This is a genomic window from Streptomyces sp. NPDC048461, assembly GCF_055587105.1.
On sequence record NZ_JBVJGW010000011.1, the window covers coordinates 20,882 to 39,152 of the forward strand.

Annotated in this window: 19 protein-coding genes; 13 read left to right on the forward strand and 6 right to left on the reverse strand. The window is 74.4% G+C overall.

All coding sequences use genetic code 11. The features are described 5' to 3' along the window. Positions 1–195 precede the first annotated feature (195 nt). The 7 genes from ACZ6S8_RS20050 to ACZ6S8_RS20080 all read left to right on the forward strand — a co-directional run bounded on the left by ACZ6S8_RS20050 (position 196) and on the right by ACZ6S8_RS20080 (position 4,725). Positions 196–1,128 (forward strand): hypothetical protein, encoded by a 933-nt coding sequence (locus ACZ6S8_RS20050; protein WP_469457496.1) that lies wholly within the window; start codon positions 196–198, stop codon positions 1,126–1,128. After that, the gene (locus tag ACZ6S8_RS20055; RefSeq protein WP_469457498.1) at positions 1,125–1,370 is read left to right on the forward strand and encodes an acyl-CoA carboxylase subunit epsilon; all 246 of its coding nucleotides are present in this window, start codon (positions 1,125–1,127) and stop codon (positions 1,368–1,370) included. The genes ACZ6S8_RS20050 and ACZ6S8_RS20055 overlap by 4 nt, the downstream gene beginning before the upstream one ends. Further along, a complete protein-coding gene (locus ACZ6S8_RS20060) occupies positions 1,367–1,951 on the forward strand; it encodes a nuclear transport factor 2 family protein (RefSeq protein ID WP_469457500.1) in 585 nt (194 codons plus the stop codon). The genes ACZ6S8_RS20055 and ACZ6S8_RS20060 overlap by 4 nt, the downstream gene beginning before the upstream one ends. 5 nt (positions 1,952–1,956) lie before the next feature. Next, a complete protein-coding gene (locus tag ACZ6S8_RS20065) occupies positions 1,957–2,190 on the forward strand; it encodes a hypothetical protein (RefSeq protein WP_469457502.1) in 234 nt (77 codons plus the stop codon). A gap of 4 nt (positions 2,191–2,194) precedes the next feature. Further along, positions 2,195–3,175, forward strand: a complete 981-nt coding sequence (locus ACZ6S8_RS20070) for an alpha/beta fold hydrolase (protein WP_469457504.1) — start codon at positions 2,195–2,197, stop codon at positions 3,173–3,175. Positions 3,176–3,272: 97 nt separating this feature from the next. Further along, positions 3,273–3,443: a hypothetical protein gene (locus ACZ6S8_RS20075; protein ID WP_469457506.1), complete on the forward strand. Its 171-nt coding sequence runs from the start codon at positions 3,273–3,275 to the stop codon at positions 3,441–3,443. Between the two features lie 10 nt (positions 3,444–3,453). Then, complete coding sequence (locus ACZ6S8_RS20080; protein ID WP_469457508.1) at positions 3,454–4,725, forward strand: MFS transporter; 1,272 nt, start codon at positions 3,454–3,456, stop codon at positions 4,723–4,725. 59 nt (positions 4,726–4,784) lie between these two features. On the opposite strand, the gene ACZ6S8_RS20085 is transcribed toward ACZ6S8_RS20080, so the two are convergent. Next, complete coding sequence (locus ACZ6S8_RS20085) at positions 4,785–5,741, reverse strand: NAD-dependent epimerase/dehydratase family protein (protein WP_469457510.1); 957 nt, start codon at positions 5,739–5,741, stop codon at positions 4,785–4,787. A 27-nt stretch (positions 5,742–5,768) separates the two neighbouring features. Then, the gene (locus ACZ6S8_RS20090) at positions 5,769–6,812 is read right to left on the reverse strand and encodes a ScbA/BarX family gamma-butyrolactone biosynthesis protein (RefSeq protein ID WP_469457512.1); all 1,044 of its coding nucleotides are present in this window, start codon (positions 6,810–6,812) and stop codon (positions 5,769–5,771) included. A gap of 148 nt (positions 6,813–6,960) precedes the next feature. Between ACZ6S8_RS20090 and ACZ6S8_RS20095 the strand changes: the two genes are divergently transcribed. Next, positions 6,961–7,593: a ScbR family autoregulator-binding transcription factor gene (locus tag ACZ6S8_RS20095; RefSeq protein WP_469457514.1), complete on the forward strand. Its 633-nt coding sequence runs from the start codon at positions 6,961–6,963 to the stop codon at positions 7,591–7,593. A gap of 462 nt (positions 7,594–8,055) precedes the next feature. Continuing rightward, complete coding sequence (locus ACZ6S8_RS20100) at positions 8,056–8,847, forward strand: response regulator transcription factor (protein WP_469457516.1); 792 nt, start codon at positions 8,056–8,058, stop codon at positions 8,845–8,847. 73 nt (positions 8,848–8,920) lie between these two features. Here ACZ6S8_RS20100 and ACZ6S8_RS20105 read toward each other — a convergent pair whose 3' ends face one another. The 4 genes from ACZ6S8_RS20105 to ACZ6S8_RS20120 form a co-directional block, all read right to left on the reverse strand. Next, positions 8,921–9,934, reverse strand: coding sequence for a CU044_5270 family protein (locus ACZ6S8_RS20105; protein WP_469457518.1), 1,014 nt, complete (start codon positions 9,932–9,934; stop codon positions 8,921–8,923). Next, positions 9,931–10,557, reverse strand: a complete 627-nt coding sequence (locus ACZ6S8_RS20110) for an RNA polymerase sigma factor (RefSeq protein ID WP_469457520.1) — start codon at positions 10,555–10,557, stop codon at positions 9,931–9,933. Before ACZ6S8_RS20110 ends, ACZ6S8_RS20105 begins: the two co-directional genes overlap by 4 nt. A gap of 134 nt (positions 10,558–10,691) precedes the next feature. After that, on the reverse strand, positions 10,692–11,600 hold the full coding sequence (locus tag ACZ6S8_RS20115) for a zinc-binding dehydrogenase (RefSeq protein WP_469457522.1): 909 nt from the start codon (positions 11,598–11,600) through the stop codon (positions 10,692–10,694). A gap of 155 nt (positions 11,601–11,755) precedes the next feature. Beyond that, positions 11,756–13,033: a M6 family metalloprotease domain-containing protein gene (locus ACZ6S8_RS20120; protein WP_469457524.1), complete on the reverse strand. Its 1,278-nt coding sequence runs from the start codon at positions 13,031–13,033 to the stop codon at positions 11,756–11,758. Between the two features lie 395 nt (positions 13,034–13,428). Between ACZ6S8_RS20120 and ACZ6S8_RS20125 the strand changes: the two genes are divergently transcribed. The 4 genes from ACZ6S8_RS20125 (at position 13,429) to ACZ6S8_RS20140 (ending at position 18,244) form a co-directional block, all read left to right on the forward strand. After that, positions 13,429–14,181 (forward strand): TetR/AcrR family transcriptional regulator, encoded by a 753-nt coding sequence (locus tag ACZ6S8_RS20125; protein WP_469457879.1) that lies wholly within the window; start codon positions 13,429–13,431, stop codon positions 14,179–14,181. A 62-nt stretch (positions 14,182–14,243) separates the two neighbouring features. After that, the gene (locus ACZ6S8_RS20130; RefSeq protein WP_469457526.1) at positions 14,244–15,782 is read left to right on the forward strand and encodes an MFS transporter; all 1,539 of its coding nucleotides are present in this window, start codon (positions 14,244–14,246) and stop codon (positions 15,780–15,782) included. 125 nt (positions 15,783–15,907) lie between these two features. Further along, positions 15,908–16,675, forward strand: coding sequence for a dioxygenase family protein (locus ACZ6S8_RS20135; protein WP_469457880.1), 768 nt, complete (start codon positions 15,908–15,910; stop codon positions 16,673–16,675). A 591-nt stretch (positions 16,676–17,266) separates the two neighbouring features. Next, complete coding sequence (locus ACZ6S8_RS20140) at positions 17,267–18,244, forward strand: sigma-70 family RNA polymerase sigma factor (protein WP_469457528.1); 978 nt, start codon at positions 17,267–17,269, stop codon at positions 18,242–18,244. Positions 18,245–18,271 lie beyond the last annotated feature (27 nt).

Consider the following 18,271-nt stretch of genomic DNA (forward strand, 5'->3'; position numbering starts at 1 on the left):
GCCCTCCCGGGCCGGGTGCCGCCACCCGGCCCGGGGAGCCTTCCGGCCCGGCCCTCGGCCCGGCCCTCGGCCCGGCCCTCGGCCCGGCCCTCGGCCCGGCCCTCGGCCCGGCCCGGGGACCGGGGGCCGGCCCCTCGGGCCTCCGGTCCGTCCCCTTCCGCCTGCTTCCGCCCAGCCGACCCGTCTGGAGAACCCATGCGCACGAAGACCCCCCGCCCGCTCTGGGGCGCCGCTGCCGCCGGCGTGCTGATCGCCCTGACCGCCACCACCGGCCTCACGCCGGCCGCCGCCCAGCCCGCACCGCCGGCCGCGGCCACGGCGCCGGCCGCGGCCCAGGTCCTGGAGATCACGTCCTCCGCGACCGCCCTTTCGGTGCCCGCCACCGCCCGTCCCGGCGTGACCACCTTCCGGGTGACCACCACCGACCCCAAGGCGGGCTGGGTCTCGCTGGTCCGCCCGAAGCCGGGCGTGACGTTCGAGGAGTTCCGCTCCTCCCTGCTGAAGATCATCAACCACACGGGTCCGGACATCATCCAGGGCAGCGCCGAGCTGCGCGAGCGCGCCGAGCTCATCGGCGGCACGGTGATCCACCCGAACCTGCCGGCCTCCTTCACCAAGACCCTGGAGCCGGGCACGTACTGGTACTTCGACTACCAGAGCATCCGCGACGCGAACCCGCGCCACGGCGTCATCGACGTCTCCGGCCGCCGCGCCACCGGCCCGGCCCCCGCCCCGTCCGCGGTCCTCACCGGCCGCATGGTCGGCGGCCAGCCGCGCTGGGACCTCGACGGCACGGTCCGGGCCGGCCGCCCGGTCCTGTTCCGCAACGCCATGCCGAAGGACCAGAACATCGAGGCGATCTTCTTCCGCCTGGCGGACGACGTCACGGAGGAGGACCTCAAGGCGTACATCGCGGAGTTCAGCGACAACGGCCAGTTCCCGGACCACTCCGGCGCGCTCGACCTGGAGCAGGGCACCGGCGGCCTCCCGATGAACTCGGGCCAGAGCTCGCTGCTGGAGCTCTCGTTCCAGCCGGGCCGCTACGCGGTGGTCGACTTCTTCGTCGACGCCAAGGAGGGCACGATCTTCATCAAGCGCGGCCACTGGAAGATATTCGAGGTCAAGTGAACCCCGCCGACGCGTTCATACGGATCGAGAAGGGGTCGGCCGACCCCGACGAACTGGCCGCGCTGACCGTGGTCCTGCTCGCCCGCGCCGCCGAACTGTCCGCGGCCGGGGGCGGCCGGGATCCGGACGGGCCCGGCCGGACCCCCGTGCGCTGGCGGCGCCGCGAGCGCCGCGCCGGCCACCGCACCGCCCCGGGCTGGCGCGCGGGCGGCCCGACCCACGGCGCCGGAGCGGCGACGTGACCCGGGCGCCGACCCGCGCCCCGGCCGGGGGGCTCCACCGCTCCCCGGCCGGGGAGCCCGCCCGGCACCCCGCCGGCGCCCCCGCCCGGGACCTGGCCGCCGAGGTCGACCGGCTGGGCGTCCGGCTGCTGGCCGTCACCGACCGGCTGGAGCTGCGGGAGCTGTTCGAGCGCTACGTCATCGCCCTGGACACCGTCTGCGAACGGGACCACGACGACGACTGGTTCCGCACCGTGTTCACCGAGGACGTCCGGCTGGAGTTCCCGATCGGGACCCGCGAGGGCGTGGCGGGCTTCGCCGGGTTCCTGCGCGAGGCCCGCGGCTGGTGGGAGCGTACGCACCACATCAGCGCCACCACGGGGATCACCCTCGACGGGGACCGGGCGACGGTACGGGTGCACCAGCTCGCCGCGCACGTGCACCGCGACGGGGCGCACCCGGCGGCGCCGTTCGACGTCGGCGGCTACTACGACGCCCGCGCCGTGCGCACACCGGCCGGTTGGCGCTTCGACCGGCTCGCCTTCCGGGTCGTGTGGTCCCGGGGGCAGCGGCTGGAGTCGATGGCCGGGGCGGAGTTCTGAGCCCCGTGCCCCCCACGCACCCGTCCACCCACCTGCCCCTGCGCACGCTGCTGGGGCGCCGGCTCGCCTGGTCGCTGCGGCCCGCGCGCCCGGTGCACCCGGCCCGGTCCGTACGGTCCGCCGGCCCGGTGGCGGCGCCCGCCCCCGCGCCCGCCCCCGCCGCCCCGCCGGCCGAGCGGCCGCGCCGGGCTCCGGCCGGCCGAGCCGCAGGGGCCCCTCTGTCCCGCCAGGAGTACTGATCACATGTCAGAGCCGATGCGCCCAGGCGCTCCGGAGGTTCGTGCCGTCACGCTCGACGCGGGGGGCATCCCCGTCTCGGCCCTGCTCGCCGAGCCCCGATCCCAGCCGCCGCGCGCCGTCGTGGTGGCCGTGCACGGCGGCGGGATGAGCGCCGGATACTTCGACAGCAGGGCCCGCCCGGGCCTGTCCCTGCTCGCCCTCGGGGCCGGGCTCGGCTACACCGTGCTGGCCGTCGACCGCCCCGGATACGGGGTCTCGGCCCCGCACCTGCCCGAGGGGCAGTGCCTGCCGGACCAGGCGGGCACCCTGCTCGCCGCCCTCGCCGACTTCGCCGCCACCCGGTCCGTCGGTGCCGGCTTCTTCCTCGTCGCTCACTCGAACGGCGGAAAGCTCGCGCTGGCCGCCGCCGCCGACGACCGCGCCGACCGGCTGCTGGGCCTGGACATCTCCGGGCTCGGCACCACGCTCGCGGTCGCCCCGCACCAGCTGCCCGGCCAGGACGGCCACGGCGACTGGCGCCGCCACTGGGGCGCCCTGCGGCTGTACCCGCCGGACGCCTTCCGGATGGGCCGCGCCCTGGTGTCCCCGGTGCCGGCCACCGAGGCGCGGGAAGGGCCGCTGTGGCCGGAGCTGTACCCGGCCCTGGCGGCGCGGATCCGGGTGCCGGTCCGGTTCACCTTCGCCGAGCAGGAGCAGTGGTGGCGCTTCGACGAGGCCGCGGTCACCGCGCTCACCGCCCCGCTCACGGCCGCCCGCACGGTGCGCGTCGAGGAGCTGCCCGACGCCGGGCACAACATCAGCCTCGGCTGGGCCGCCCGTACGTACCACCTGCGGGCGCTCGGTTTCCTGGAGGAGAACCTGCTGGCCCTGGACGCCGCGCCCGCAGGGGCCCGGCCGGTGCCGGCGCCCCGTCCGGGCCGGTCCTCCGCCGGCGGATCCGAGGGCCGTCACCAGGCCCTCCACCGGTCCCGCACCCATGCTTGAAAAGCCCGCGCTCCGCACATCCGCGCTCCAGACCCCCGCGCTCCACACATCCGTGCCGGAGAGACCCGCCGTCCCCCTCCCACCCCAGGAGAGAGCCATGAGCCACGACCTCCTCGACCGGGCCGAGCCGGCCGCCGCCGAGTACGCCGCCGCCCGGCCGGCCCGGACCGCACGACCGCTGCGGCACGCACGGCCCGTACGGCCCGCCCTGCTCGCCGGTGAACAGCACGAGGCCCCCGACCACCACATCTTCCGCGGCACCGACTGACAAGGACCCGATGAAAAGCGCTCTCGCCCACGGCTTCCAGTCCCTGACGGTCCGCAACTTCAGGCTGTTCGCCGGAGGCCAGCTGGCCTCCGTCACCGGCACCTGGATGATGGTCGTCGCCCAGGACTGGCTGGTGCTGTCCCTGACGGGCGACTCCGGCACCGCCCTGGGCGTGGTGACGGCCCTGCAGTTCGCCCCGCTGCTGCTGCTCACGCTGCACGCGGGCGTCCTCGCCGACCGGTACGACAAGCGCAGGCTGCTGATCGGCGCGAACGCGGCCTCGGGGATCCTCGCGCTGCTGCTCGCCGCGCTGGTCCTGACGGGGTCGGTGCGGCTGTGGCACGTGTTCCTGTTCGCGCTGGGCCTGGGCATCGTCAACGCGGTCGAGGTGCCGACGCGGATGTCCTTCGTGACCGAGCTGGTCGGCCCCGACCTGCTGCCCAACGCCTCCGCGCTGAGCGCGGCGTACTTCAACGCGGCGCGGGTGGTGGGCCCAGCGCTGGCCGGCCTGCTGATCGGCTGGCTGGGCACCGGGACGGTGATGGCGGTCAACGCCGTGAGCTACCTGGCGACGGTGGCCGGGCTGCGGCTGATCCGGCCGGCCGAGCTGCACCGGGGCGCGCGGAGCCGGCCGGAGCGGGCGCGGGCCGTGGACGGGATCCGGTACATGGCCTCGCGGCCCGACCTGCTGCTGCCCATGCTGCTGGTCGCGGTCGTCGGCATGCTCGGCTTCAACTTCCAGCTCACCCTGCCGCTGTTCGCCAAGACGGTCTTCCACGCCGACGCCGCCTCGTTCGGGCTGCTCACCACGGCGATGGCGGCCGGCTCGCTGCTCGCCGCGTTCGCCTCGACGGCGCGGCGCGGCAGGCCGCCGCTGACCCTGGTCATCTGGTCGGCCCTGGGGTTCGGGGTGCTGGAGGTGCTGGCCGGCCTGGCGCCGACGTTCGCCGTCGCGGCGGTCCTGCTGTTCCTCACCGGGTTCGGCTCGATCTCCTTCGCCCAGGCGGCCAACCACCGGATCCAGCTCGGCTCCGACCCGGCCTACCGGGGGCGGGTGATGGCCCTCTACACCCTGGTGTTCCAGGGCACGACCCCGTTCGGCGCGCTCCTGATCGGCTGGCTCAGCGAACGGCTCGGGGCCCGCTCCGGGCTGCTGGCCGGCGGCGCCGCGACCGTGCTGGCCGCGCTGCTCGTCCTGGTCCTGCACCTGCGCGGGGCCGGCCGGCGCCCGCCCGGTGCCCCGGCCGGGGCGCGGGAGCCGTCGGACTCGGTGTCCCCGTAGCGCTCCCTCCGCAGCGCGGCGCGGCGGGGCCGGGCGCGGGGGAGGGGCGGCGGGCCGTTTCAGGCGGCGCGCGGCCCCTCCCCGTACCAGCGCGCGAAGTCGGCGCGGTGCCCCGGGAATCCGGGGCCGGGGTCGCAGCCGAGGTCGGACCAGAGCGGGGCGCCGTCGAACCAGTGGTCGGTGGTGAGCATCTCCAGCTCCCGCTCCGGGCGGCCGTGCTCCGCCAGCACGGCGCGGGCCTGCCGGGCGGTGAGGTCGCGCGCGGGCCACGGGAGCGCGGCGCTGCCCGCCACCGCCCGCAGCAGCCCGTTCCAGACGACGGGCCGGGGGTGGACGGCGTGGTAGACGGAGGCGGTCAGGTCCCCGGCGGGCGCGAGGGCGGCGGCGACCAGCGCGCGGGCCAGGTCGGGCACGGCGATCACGGACGTACGGGCGGACCAGCCCTCGACGGTGCCCGGCAGGGCGCGCAGCAGCCGGGCCAGCCCGGGCACGACCCAGGAGTCCCCCTCGCCGTACACGAGGTGGGGGCGCAGTACGGTGCCGCCCGCGGCCAGCACCGCGTCCTCGGCGGCGGCCCGGCTGGCCGAGGTGGGGGACCCGGGCCGGCGGACGAGCTGCTCGGGGCGCTGCCCCCGGAAGGTGCCGCGGCCGTAGACGGAGGCGGTGCTGAGGTGGACGATGCGCGACACCCCGGCGCGGCGGGCCTCCTCGACCAGGGCCGCGGTACCGCGGGCGTTGACCGCATCGCACCGCTCGGCGCTCCCGCCGATCTGCGCGGCGCAGTGGACCAGTACGTCCACCCCGTCGCACGCGCCGCGCAGCGACGCGGGGTCGGCGAGGTCGCCCCGGACGACGGCCGGAGCCCCGGTGTGCCCGTCGGCGCTCGGGGCGGCCGCGGGGACGGACAGGGGGCTGCGGTGGGACATCAACCTCAGGCCGGCGCCCCGCCGCTCGGCCTCGCGGGTGACGTGGCGGCCGACGAAGCCGGCCGCGCCGGTGATCAGGACGGTGGTCACGCGAAGGTCTCCGGACGGCGCAAGGGATCAGCTGCCGGCCGGCCGCAGGACGACGTCGGCCGTGAAGACCGTCTCCGCCGCCTGCGTGCCGCGGACCCGGACGGGGACGTCGCCCGCCGCGTCGGGCCGGCCGGCGACGGCCTCGATCCAGCAGGGGGAGTCGAGTTCGGCGTAGCGGGCGAAGGTGCTGTCGAGGCTGATGGGAAGGGCGTCGGGCAGTCCGGTGACGGCCCGGGCGGCCTGCCGGGCGGCCTCCAGGAGCACCATGCCGGGGGCGTGGTCGACGGGGTGGTCGAAGAGGATCGGGTGCCCGGTGTCGACGCGCAGCTCCCAGCGGTGGGCGGCTCCGCCCTCGGGGTCGGCTCCGCCCTCGGGGCCGGCCGTGCCCGGGGCGGCGAGCACGACGTCGCGCGGATCGATCCGGCCGACCTCCGCGGGGGCGATCGCGGGCGGCGGGGCCTGGGTGGTCGTGGTGGGCCGGCCGGCGCGCAGCCGCCGGTGGACGGCCGGGGCGATGCAGTTGAAGCCCGCGCGGGCCGTGGCGAGCGGGGCGCCGTCCCGCCAGACGGTGACCTCGTACCGCATGCTCACGAGCTTGCCGCCCCGGCGCACCACGTCGCTGCAGACGGTGCGCAGTTCGACCTCGGTGGACGTGGGGCTCACCGCGACCGCCTCGGGGGTGGTGGTGAAGGACATGTCCCACATCAGGAACTGGTGGCCGAAGGGGACCCCGTACTCGGCGTGCGCGAGCAGAGATCCGACCTGCCGGACCGACTCTATGAGGAGCATCGGGTCCTGGTAGCCCCCGGCGGGGGCGAAGAGCGCGTGCCCCCGGGGCCACTGCGCGGTGACGACGTACGTGTCGGGCCGCGCGGGGCGGTCGCTCCACGGGCCCGGGTCCGTGTCCCAGCCCGTCAGCAGCACCTCGGACACGGCCGAGCGGTGGACGAACTCCCGCGGGACGGTGGTGGTGAGGCGGGGGAGGGTCGCCGTGCCGGAGGGGCGGGCGGGGCGGTCTGCCGTCAGCACGCTGCCGTGCCCGGAGGAGTACGTCGGGGTGAAGGACGGCATGGGAGGCTCCTGTTTCTCGTGAGGTCAGGGGCGGGAGACGGTGCGTGGGAAAGACCGCATCCGCCGACGGGATCTCCCGCCGGGGCATAAGATACAGACAGGTCCGTTATTTTCAGAGGCCAACGTGACAGACTTCGAGAGGGCGGTTATGGCACAGCAGGAGCGGGGAGTGCGGTCGAGGCGATCGATCCTGGAGGCCGCCGCACAGGTCTTCGACGAGCGGGGCTACGACGCCGCCAGTACGACCGAGATCCTGGCGCGCACCGGCCTGACCAGGGGGGCTCTGTACCACCACTTCCCCTCCAAGGAAGCGATCGCGGCCGCTCTGGTGGCCCTGCAGAGCGAGGCCCTGGAGGTGCCCGACAACCCGGTCAAGCTCCAGGCGGCCATCGACCTCACGATGGAGTTCGCGCGCCGCCTGCGCATCGACCCCGTCCTGCGGGCGAGCGTGCGGCTGGCGGTGGAGCAGACCTCCTTCTCCCGCCCGGCCCAGACCCCGTACGACATGTCCAGCACGGCCATCCTCGGACTGCTGGAGGAGGCGTCGGCGCAGGGCGAGGTGCTCCCCGGCACCGACCTCCAGGAGGCCACCTCGCTCATCGTCGGCGCGTTCACCGGGCTCCAGCTCATGTCCCAGGTGTACAGCGACCGCCGTGACCTGCCCGAACGCGTCTCCGCGCTCTGGAAGTTCATGCTGCCCGGCCTCGCCACCCCCGGCATCCTCGGCCGGCTCCGCACCACCCCGCCCCCCGAGCCGGAGCCCGAGGGCGCGGACGACTGAGCGGCGGCCGGCCCTGCGGCCGAGGGGCGGACGAGCGCGCCGCCGGGACCGGGAGGAGCGGGGGCCTCCCGGCTGTGGGTGTCAGCGGGCCGTTTCTCGATAAAAAACATACAGACTTCCCTGTCTTGATCGGTCGCATGATCCATCACTCCCACCGGCGTCACCGCCGACTCGTCTCACCCTCCTGACCACGCAACTTCCTTTTGTTAACGGCAGGTTGCGGCCAGCTGCACAGGATCCCCGAAGAGGTTGAAGGTGACACAGCTGGTGCCTGCAGGCGTGACAATCAGACAAGTCTGTTTGGTATGGTCCTTCCGTTGGCGGCTGCTCCCCTGCGGGAGCAGGGGTTCAGGTGCGTGGGGAAGGAAGGTCAGGAAGCCCGATGGAACGTTCGATCGTCAGCCCGTCCGAGGTGGCATCTCACCCGTACCCGGCAACGTGACAGTGCCTCAGGAGGATCAGATGTACCGGCAGACCACGGATCTACTCGAACCTCGCACCCGACGACCCGCCCCCGAGCGCTCCCCGCTCATCCCGGAACAGCACCGGCCGCCGGGCGCGGACGCCGCGGGAGCCACCAGCACCGGGCAGGCACTGCACGTCCTCGTCGTCGAGAACGAGCCGCGCGCCGCCGACTCCCTGGTCCAGGGGCTGCGCCGGCACGGATACGTGGCCGAGAGCGTGGCCACCGGAGCCAAGGCCATGCAGGTCCACCAGGGCGCCGACCTGATCCTGCTGGACCTGGACCTGCCGGACCTCGACGGCCTGGAGGTCTGCCGCGCCATCCGCGCCGTGAGCGACACCCCGGTCATCGCCGTCACCGCCCGCGGCACCGAACTCGACTGCGTACTGGGCCTGCAGGCCGGTGCGGACGACTACCTGGTGAAGCCGTACGGGTTCCGCGAGCTCCTGGCACGGATGGACGCGGTCATGCGGCGGGTGCGGCCGCAGCGGTCCGTCGCCCGCGTCATCAGCCGCGGCCCGCTGCTCATCGACGCGGGCACCCGCGAGGTCCGGCTGGACGGCCGTCCCGTCGAGGTGACCCGCAAGGAGTTCGACCTGCTCCACCTGCTCGCCTCGGAGCCGGGGGCCGTGATCTCCCGCAGGCAGCTGATGGCGCAGGTGTGGGACGACTCCTGGTCCAACCCGGGCCGCACCATCGACACGCACGTCAGCAGCCTGCGCGGCAAGCTCGGTTCGAGCAGCTGGATCATCACGGTCCGCGGCGTCGGCTTCCGCCTCGGCCACCCCTGACCCCCCCCGACCACCGCGCCCGCCCCGCCCCCACCCGCCCGTCCGTCCGCCCGTCCGTGCACCGGACGCGCCGTCAGGACCGCGGCGGCTGTCCGGGGCGGTCGGTGACGCCCCTGGCGACGACCGCCACGGAGGTCACGACCGTTCCCGCCTTGCCCCAGGAGCCGTCCTCCAGGACGACGGTGCGCGCACCCAGGAGCCGCAGGCTCTGCTTGTCGAAGATCCACTCGGTGCGCTCGCCCCGGTGCACGCGGGCGACCGCCACCCCGGTCCGCCCGGCGGCGTCCTTCGCCTCGGGAACCAGGACGACGCCGGGAATCCGGGCCGCCGCGCGGTAGAGCGCGGCGCTCAGACCGGGCGGTGCCTCGACGTTCCGGAGCAGGTCGCCGATCGCGACGAAGGCCTGCTGGTCGGGGCCAGTGGTCGAGCCCGAGCCGGAGCCGTGGTTCAGCCGCGCGTCCGCGTAGATCACCTTGAGCAGCTCGTCGGTGTCCGTCGGCAGCCCTTCGAGGAACCGGTAGGTGGGCCCGTTGAGGCTCGGCGGGCCGTCCGGCAGGTGCCAGTCGGTTCCGGCCGCGGACCGCACCAGCGAGCCGGCCGAACCGTCGACGGACAGCCAGCGCTCGGCCGACTCGTCGGTGGCGGCCGCCTCCATCCCCCCGCCCTCGACCTCAGTCAGGGACGTGGAGTGCCCGACCGTCCTCGTGTACATGAACTGCCCGTCGCGCACCGCCGGAACGGGCGCGGCCGCCGCCGCCAGGGCGACGCGGTCCAGCAGCCGCACCGCCGCGGGCTCGGGCCGGACGGCTCCGGGCCGTTCCCCGGGACCGTTCCCCCCGAGGACGAGGACGAGGGCGAGGACGACCGCCACGGCGCACGCCGCCCCCGCTGCCACGAGGGGGAGCGCCCGAGGGCGCCCGGACCGGCGGGTGGCCGCCCGCTCGTCCCGCGCCGTCTCGCGCATCAGGTGCTCCTTGATCCGGTGATGACCGGCGAAGGACAGTTCCGCGTCGGAGAGCCCGGGCAGGCGCCGCACGAGTCCGTCCTCTCCGGCCGGTGCGGACCGTGCGTCATCGGCGGTGTTCACAGGTTCCCCTCCCGTCCGGTGCGCGACGCGGACACGCGCCCCGCGGCGTTCTGTACGGCTCCCCGCGCGGCCGGCCCCCCAGGGGACCCCGTGCCCGGCTCGGTGCCCGACTCCTCGGAGAGGACGGCCGTGGTCAGCCTGCGCAGGCGGCTGCGCGCCCGTGACAGCCGGGAGCGGACGGTCGCTTCTCCCGTACCGCAGGCCTCGGCCACCTCGGCGTGACTGAGGCCGCCCCACACCGACAGGACGATGACCTCGCGGTCGGCCCGCCGCAGCCGGTCCAGAGCCGCCAAGGCGGCCGCCGCCCTGGCGGTGTCGGCGATGCGGGAGACCACCGCATCCGCCGGGTCCGGAACGGCCTCGGGTCCGGGCAGGCGGTTCATCGCCGTCCTGTGCCGCCGGGCGGCCCTGCGGGTGTTGCGCACGACGTTGGTGGCGACCCCCAGCAGCCACGCCCGGTGGCTCGTCACTCCGTCGAAGGTCTCACGGAGCCGCCACGCCTCCAGGAAGGTGAGGGAGACGATGTCCTCCGCGCCGGCGCGGTCGGACGTCATGCGGACGGCGTGCGCGTACACCGCCCGGGCGTGCGCCTCGTAGATTTCCGCGAACAGGTCCTGGTCCACACCGAGTAGTGTCCGCCCGACCCCGCGCGTTGCATGTGACGCGCGTCATGTCCGATCCCGTGCGACGGTTCCGCCGTGAACTCCCGCCGCATGCGGGGCGGATGGGGCCCGAAGCGCACGTGTGGCGCCAGGGCTCAGCGGGGTTCGGGGAAGAGGATCGCCGGTTTGATCATGCCCGGTTCGCGGGCGGCGAGCCGCCGGTAGGCCTCCTCGACGCGGGTGAAGGGGAACGCGTGCGTCGTCATCGCCGTCGGGTCCACCAGCCCCGCTCCGACCAGGTCCAGCATCCGGGCCGACCGGTGGCCGGCGTCCCCGCTGCCCCGGAGGCCCGCCGCGCGCCCCGGCCGCAGCCGTGGCCGGCAGCGGGCGTACGTGATCCCGGCCCCCTCGGCGCTGCCCCGGCGGGCCGCCGCCGTCGCGCCCGGGGCCGCGGTGGCGACGATCGCGCAGTCCGCCCCGGCCCCGCCGGTCAGCTCCAGCAGCCGCTCGGCCGCGTCCTCGTACGCCGGGTCCACCACCACGTCCGCCCCGAACCGCAGCGCCAGCCGCTGCCGCTTCGCCTCCGGTTCCACCGCGATGATCCGCGCCCCGCGCAGCCGCGCCGCGGTGACCGTCGCACCGAGCCCGACCGCCCCCTGGCCGAAGACGGCGACCGTCCCGCCCGGGGGAGCCCCGGCCGCCTCGGCCGCGGCGAAACCCGTGGCCAGCGCCCCGGTCGCGTACAGGGCCTGGTGGTCGGAGACCGACCCCGGCAGCGGGACCAACCCCGCCCCGGGCGCCGGGGCGCGGAAGAACTCGGCGAGCCGCCCGTGCCCCTCGATGCCGACGCGCCGCCCGGTGTACCGCGCCGGTACGCCCGGCCCGACCGCCTCGACCACTCCGACGGCCTCGTGGCCCAGGGCGCCGGGCCCGGTGTGCCCCTCCCAGGCGCAGACGAGCGCCGCGGTGGTCCGTACGAGGACCTCGCCCGGCCCGGGTTCCGGGACGGGCAGGTCGACGACCGCCGGTGCGCCACCGGTCCGGCGCAGCGCGAAGGCCTTCACGGGAGTCTCCCTACGTCGCGGTACGTGTGCGCCTCCCACCCTCGCCGCCCGCACCCCGCCGGACGGGGGGCCGGAGGTCGGTACCCGACGGGCCGAGTGGCAGTCCCCGTACCCGATTCCGACCCGGTCCCACCCCACCCGGCCCGCCCGCGGCCTCAGGGGCGGATGATCCGGACCTGGTAGCTCCCGTTGCGCAGCTCGCCCACCACCGAGACGCTGATGCCCGCCTTGTCGTCCGTGAACGTCTCGCCCGGCCGGAACGGGGCGTCCGACAGCTCCGCGTGCACGTTGGGCCGCCGGGTGCAGCCGCCGCTCGCGGCGGTGCTGTCCGACACCGTCACCGGGCCGCGGCCGGTGTCCACGTCGGAGTCGACCTTGTAGATCAGGACGCCCGGCTTGCACACGGCCTCGTCGTTCCCGGCCCGGGTGCGCACCTCCACCGCGTACCCGGCGCTCTCGGACAGCGGGACGAACGCCAGCTTCGTGCCGCCCTCCACCGCCAGCGGGGACAGGGTGTGGTCGCTGACGCCCGACTTCGCCGCGCAGCTGATCTGCGTGCTGTCCAGCCAGCCCAGCTTCCACTTGTGCCAGCCCAGCAGGTCGTTGTTGGCCCCCCAGTCCTCGCTCATGATGTCCCAGTGGCCGACGGTGCCGCCGCCGTCGGAGGTGTACAGGTCGGGCAGGCCGAAGACGTGCCCGTTCTCGTGCGGGAGGACCCGGTAGCCGGTCTCCCGGTAGGTGCCGGAGCCGTCGTCCTGGCGGCTGTAGACGAAGGACGTGTTGGCGAGCGGCGCTCCGTCGGCGGCCGGCGCCTCGCCGTTGCCCGAGAAGGTCACCGACAGGACGGTGTCCAGGGCGGACGGCCCGGCGTTCGGCGTGACCAGGATGTTGACCAGGTCGTACCGGCTGAAGTCCACCTCGGAGTCGGCGGCCTTCGCGATGTGCTCGACGAGCTGCCGGTAGCCCGGCTCGTACGGCGATCCCCGCTCGATCCCGTACGCGGCGAACGGCATGGGCATCCGCAGCCAGGTCTTTATCGGGGCCTCGGCCAGGTAGCTGAGCCGTCCGTACGAGCTGGTGCGGAACCAGTTCGAGGTCTGCGGGAAGAACTCCGCCAGCCGGTCCAGCGCCGTGCCCTCGCCCTTGGCGTCGGGAAAGTCGATCATCAGGTTCAGCGCGCGGACCTCGCCGGTGGAGCGGGAGTACCCGGGCGGGGTCGGCAGGCCCTCGGACATCTGGACGCCCATCGTGCCCGCGATCCGGCACGGCGCGAGCGCCGACTCGACGCTGGTGGCCACGGGCCCGGCAGCCGAGTGGTTCCGGCTGGATATCCCCGCGCTCGCGGTCGCCGTGACGCCGAGGGCCAGCGCCGTGAGGCCGATGAACGCGCTGGTGCGGCGTGGTCTGCGTATCCGGTGGCGGGTCTGCGGCATGGAGCTCGCCTTCGGGTCCGCGGCAGCCGGCCGGGTCCGGACTGCGCTCTGTCCGCCCACCCTCCGACGGCTGCGGCGCGCCCGCGCGTCGGGAGAGGCCGAACGTGGAACGGCCTGTGACCCAGGTCACGCGGGGGAGTGAAATAAGCGGGGACCTGATCCCCGTTTGCATATGAGTCCCGCGAAGTGGGGACGCGCTCCCCGTTTGGTGGGCGTACGAGTGACCGTGCCAGGGAGGCCCCGGAATGAAGCGCACCACCGCCACCACCGAGGCGCCGCGCCCCGCGCCGGCGCCGGTGACCCGGGACGCGCCGGCGGCGCGGCCGGTCCCGGCGGCGACGGTGACCCTGGCGCTCCCGGCGGCCGTGGCCCCGGGGGCCGCGCCCGGGTGCGCGATCGGGGCCGGCCCCGGGGTCGGCCCCGCAACCCGGACCCCCGGATGCGCGGGCACGCCCGCGCCCGCAGCTCCCGCGTCCGCCGCCCCCGCCCCCGCGCCCGCCGCGCCGCGCACGCCCCGCGCGGACGGGGTTCCGCGCCCGCGCGCCGACGCCGTCCGCAACCGCGAGCGCATCCTGACCGCGGCCCGCGAGGTCTTCGTCGAGTTCGGCCCCGGCGCCCCCTTCGACGAGGTGGCCCGCCGGGCCGGCATCGGCAACGCCACCCTCTACCGGCACTTCCCCGACCGGGCCGACCTGGTCCACCACGTCGTCCTGTTCGTCATGGACCGCGTCACCGCCCGGGCCGAGGCGGCCCTGGCCGAAGAGCCCGACGCCTTCGCCGCGCTCTGCCGCTTCACGCACGCCGCCGCCGACGAGCGGATCGGCGCCCTGTGCCCGATGCTCGCCGGTGACTTCGACCACGACCACCCCGAACTCCGCGCCGCGCGCGACGCCTTGGAGGCGGCCGTCGAGACCATGCTGACCACCGGCCAGGCCGCCGGACTGCTCCGCACGGACATCGGCGTCGGCGATCTGACGATGGGTCTCTCCCAGCTCAGCCGCCCCCTCCCCGGTACCGCCTGCCACGACGTCGACCGCTTCGTCCACCGTCACATCCAGCTGTTCCTCGACGGATTGCGCGCTCCGGCCCGCTCCGTCCTGCCGGGTTCGGCGGCCACGCTGGAGGACCTGAGACGGAAAACCGCGTGACGCCCCCCATGCTCCCGAACTAGCCTTTTTCAGTCATTCCGCACAGTGAAGTGGGTACCCCCATGTCAAAAACAGCCGCGGCGCCCGCGCCGGCTGCCGATCCCAGCCGCTGGAAGGCACTCGTCTTCATAGCCCTGGCCCAGCTGATGGTCGTCCTCGACGCCACCATCGTGAACATCGCCCTGCCCTCCGCCCAGACCGATCTCGGCATCTCGGACGGCAACCGCCAGTGGGTCATCACCGCGTACGCGCTGGCCTTCGGCGGGCTCCTCCTCTTCGGCGGACGCATCGCCGACAAGTGGGGCCGCAAGAACGCCTTCGTCGTCGGCCTCATCGGCTTCGCCCTGGCCTCCGCGCTCGGCGGCGCCGCCAACGGCGAGGCCATGATGCTCGGCGCCCGCGCCCTCCAGGGTGCCTTCGGCGCACTGCTCGCCCCGGCCGCGCTCTCCCTGCTGGCGGTCATGTTCACCGACGCCAAGGAGCGCGCCAAGGCCTTCGGCATCTACGGTGCCATCGCGGGCGGCGGCGGCGCCGTCGGCCTGATCCTCGGCGGCGTCCTCACCGAGTACCTCAACTGGCGCTGGACCTTCTTCGTGAACATCCCGTTCGCGATCGTCGCCGCCGTGGGCGCCTGGCTCGTCATCCGCGAGCCCGCCGGCTCCCGCAACCGCGCGCCTCTCGACATCCCCGGCGTGGTCCTGTCCACGCTCGGCCTCGTCGCCCTGGTGTACGGCTTCACCCGCGCCGAGTCCCAGGGCTGGTCGGACCCGCTGACCATCGGCCTGTTCATCGGCTCGGCCGTGCTGCTGGCGTCCTTCGTGTTCACCGAGTCCAAGGTCCGGTCCCCGCTGCTGCCGCTGCGCGTCCTGCTGGAGCGCAACCGCGGCGGTGTCTACCTCTCCCTCGGCCTGGCCGTCATCTCGATGTTCGGCCTGTTCCTCTTCCTCACCTACTACCTCCAGGTCGTGAAGGGCTTCTCGCCCGTCAAGACCGGCTTCGCCTTCCTGCCGATGATCGCGGGCATGATCACGGGCTCCACCCAGATCGGCGCCCGCCTGATGACCCGGGTCCCGCCGCGCCTGCTGATGGGCCCCGGCTTCCTGGTCGCCGCCACCGGCATGCTGCTGCTGACCCAGCTGGAGGTCGGCTCCTCGTACCCGGCGCTCATCCTGCCCGCGCAGCTGCTGCTCGGCCTCGGCATGGGCACGGCGTTCATGCCGGCCATGTCCCTGGCCACGCACGGGGTGGACCCGGCCGACGCCGGCGTCGCCTCGGCCATGGTCAACACCTCGCAGCAGGTCGGCGGCGCCATCGGCACCGCGCTGCTGAACACCATCGCCGCCTCGGCGACCACGGCCTACCTGGCCGACCACGCGGCCGAGGCCGCGGCGGGCGGTCCGGCCGCGCAGCTGATCCAGGCCCAGGCCATGGTCGAGGGCTACTCCTCCGCCATCTGGTGGGCGGTCGGCATCCTGGTCGCCAGCTCGGCCATCGCCGTCACCCTGATCACCACCGGCCGGCCCGGCGCGGGCGGCCCGGTGGCCTCCGGTTCCGGCTCCGCAGAGGACGCCGAGTTCAAGGTCCCGGTGATCGCCCACTGACGGGCCCACCGGCCCGGGAATGACTGAGAACCCCGCTTGGTTCAAATTTGAACCAAGCGGGGTTAGTCTGTTTCCGGCGGCCCCGTACGACGGAGGAGACCCCTGTGACCACGACCGATCCGCGCATGCCGGCCCTCTACCTGAGCCACGGCGCCCCGCCCCTGGCGGACGACCCGCTCTGGCCGGGCGAGCTGGCCGCCTGGTCCGCGTCGCTGCCCCGTCCCAGGGCGATCCTGATGGTCTCCGCCCACTGGGAGGAGGCCCCGCTGGCCCTCGGCGCCACCGAGCGGGTTCCGCTCGTCTACGACTTCTGGGGCTTCCCCGAGCACTACTACCAGGTCCGTTACGAGGCCCCCGGCGCCCCGGAGCTCGCCGCCTCCGTACGCAAACTGCTGCGCGGCCCCGGCACCCCGGTCCAGGACATCCCCGACCGCGGCCTCGACCACGGGGCGTACGTACCGCTCGTGGAGATGTTCCCCGAAGCCGACATACCGGTGCTCCAGGTCTCCATGCCGACGCTGGACCCGCGCCGCCTGATGGAGATCGGCCGCAAGCTGGCCCCCCTGCGCGACGAGGGCGTCCTCATCGTCGGCAGCGGCTTCTTCACGCACAACCTGGCCGCGCTGCGGCACCCCGGCCCCGGCGTCCCCGCCTGGTCGGCGGAGTTCGACGCGTGGGGCCGGGAGGCGCTGGCCGCCGGAGACCTGGACGCCCTGCTCGACTTCGAGACCAAGTCCCCGTCGGGCCGCCTGGCCCATCCCCGTACGGAACACTTCGCCCCGCTGTTCGTCACCCTCGGCGCCGCGGAGGCCGCCGGCGACCTCTCCCGCCGCCGCGACCCGGTGGACGGCTTCTGGATGGGCCTCTCGAAGCGCTCCCTGCAGTTCGGCTAGGCACGCTCAGCCGCCGGAGCGCGGGCCGCCCGTGATCTCGGGCCCGATGGTGAACCCCTCGGCCGGCCCGGCGGGGACGGTGGCCGCGGCGCCGTAGGCCGTCCGCACCTCGTCGCCGTACACGGCCTGCTCCCGGCCGGGAGCCGGGTTTGGGGCGAAAGGCCCCGCTTGTTACGTAAACGGTCATTCGATCGCCTGTCCAGGCAACCAGAACCCGGCCCGGGTCGTCCTTCAGGGCGGGAGTGCAGCCACGGGCGGCGCTGTTCCGGAGTGATCACGGCCGTATCGCGTGTGACGGCGGTCTCACGGGCGTTCTGACCGTCCGGAGTCGCGCGTCCTTCCAGATCGGCCGTCGTTCCGGGCCTGACCTGCACCTCTTCGGATTTTTGCGGCATCCGATCCCGTCTCGTGGCGGGGCAGGATACTGCAAGATCTCGGAAAAGAGGGCGCAACGTGGGAATTCTGTCCCGATTCCAGTCGTTGTTTCCTTCGGAAGCGGGCACTCGGGAGAGTGTCCGGGGACGCACCGCCGCCAGCGACGGCACGTCCGGCAGCCGCACCGCGACCGACACTCATCGCAAGGGAGCACGCATGGCAACCCGCGCCGTCGCCCGTCGTCAGTCCACGAGCAGCGCCCGCGCTGTGGGCGGGGAGATCGCAGACCGCGACCTGGTCGGCATGTACCTGGACGAGATCGCGCGCACCCCGCTGCTCGACGCAGCCAAGGAAGTGGAGCTCTCCCAGATCATCGAGGCGGGCGTCTACGCCCAGCAGATCCTCGACGGCGTCATAGAACGCGGGGGCCGCTCGCCCTCGCGCGAAGAGCTGGAGGCGCTGGCCGCCGAAGGCGAGCGCGCCAAGGAAGTCTTCATCCGCTCCAACCTGCGCCTCGTGGTGGCCGTCGCCCGACGCTACCCGCGCAGCGGCCTCCCCCTCCTCGACCTCATCCAGGAGGGCAACGCCGGCCTGGTCCGCGCCGTCGAGAAGTTCGACTACGCCAAGGGCTTCAAGTTCTCCACGTACGCCACGTGGTGGATCCGGCAGGCCATCACCCGCTCCATCGCCGACCAGTCCCGCACCATCCGCCTCCCCGTCCACCTGGTCGAGGAGCTCGGCCGGATCCGCCGCGTCCAGCGCGAGTTCAACCGCGAGAACGGCCGTGACCCGGAGCACGCGGAGATCGCCGCCGAGCTCGACACCACGGAGAAGCGGGTCGGCGACGTCCTGGACTGGGCGCGCGACCCGGTCAGCCTGAACATGGCGGTCGACGACGACGGCGACACGCAGTTCGGCGACCTCCTGGAGGACACCTCGGCGATCTCGCCCGAGCAGTCCGTGCTCTCGCTGCTGCGCAGCGAGGAGCTGGAGGACCTCCTCGGCAAGCTCGACCAGCGCACCGCGTCGATCATCAAGATGCGTTACGGCATCGAGGACGGCCGGGAGCGTACGCTGACCGAAGTGGGCAAGCAGCACGGCCTGACCCGCGAGCGGATCCGCCAGATCGAGAAGCACGCGCTCCTGGAGCTGAAGCGGATGGCACGCGACACCGGCTTCGACGCCGTGGCCTGACCGCGCCGCCGCCCCCCCCCGAGACGA

What these genes read in the sequence shown, in the direction of transcription:
- ACZ6S8_RS20050 (WP_469457496.1), top strand. Translation starts at nt 196, where the DNA reads ATGCGCACGAAGACCCCCCGCCCGCTCTGGGGCGCCGCTGCCGCCGGC.
- ACZ6S8_RS20070 (WP_469457504.1), top strand. Translation starts at nt 2,195, where the DNA reads ATGTCAGAGCCGATGCGCCCAGGCGCTCCGGAGGTTCGTGCCGTCACG.
- ACZ6S8_RS20075 (WP_469457506.1), top strand. Translation starts at nt 3,273, where the DNA reads ATGAGCCACGACCTCCTCGACCGGGCCGAGCCGGCCGCCGCCGAGTAC.
- ACZ6S8_RS20080 (WP_469457508.1), top strand. Translation starts at nt 3,454, where the DNA reads ATGAAAAGCGCTCTCGCCCACGGCTTCCAGTCCCTGACGGTCCGCAAC.
- ACZ6S8_RS20090 (WP_469457512.1), bottom strand. Translation starts at nt 6,812, where the DNA reads ATGCCGTCCTTCACCCCGACGTACTCCTCCGGGCACGGCAGCGTGCTG.
- ACZ6S8_RS20095 (WP_469457514.1), top strand. Translation starts at nt 6,961, where the DNA reads ATGGCACAGCAGGAGCGGGGAGTGCGGTCGAGGCGATCGATCCTGGAG.
- ACZ6S8_RS20100 (WP_469457516.1), top strand. Translation starts at nt 8,056, where the DNA reads ATGTACCGGCAGACCACGGATCTACTCGAACCTCGCACCCGACGACCC.
- ACZ6S8_RS20120 (WP_469457524.1), bottom strand. Translation starts at nt 13,033, where the DNA reads ATGCCGCAGACCCGCCACCGGATACGCAGACCACGCCGCACCAGCGCG.
- ACZ6S8_RS20130 (WP_469457526.1), top strand. Translation starts at nt 14,244, where the DNA reads ATGTCAAAAACAGCCGCGGCGCCCGCGCCGGCTGCCGATCCCAGCCGC.
- ACZ6S8_RS20135 (WP_469457880.1), top strand. Translation starts at nt 15,908, where the DNA reads ATGCCGGCCCTCTACCTGAGCCACGGCGCCCCGCCCCTGGCGGACGAC.
- ACZ6S8_RS20140 (WP_469457528.1), top strand. Translation starts at nt 17,267, where the DNA reads ATGGCAACCCGCGCCGTCGCCCGTCGTCAGTCCACGAGCAGCGCCCGC.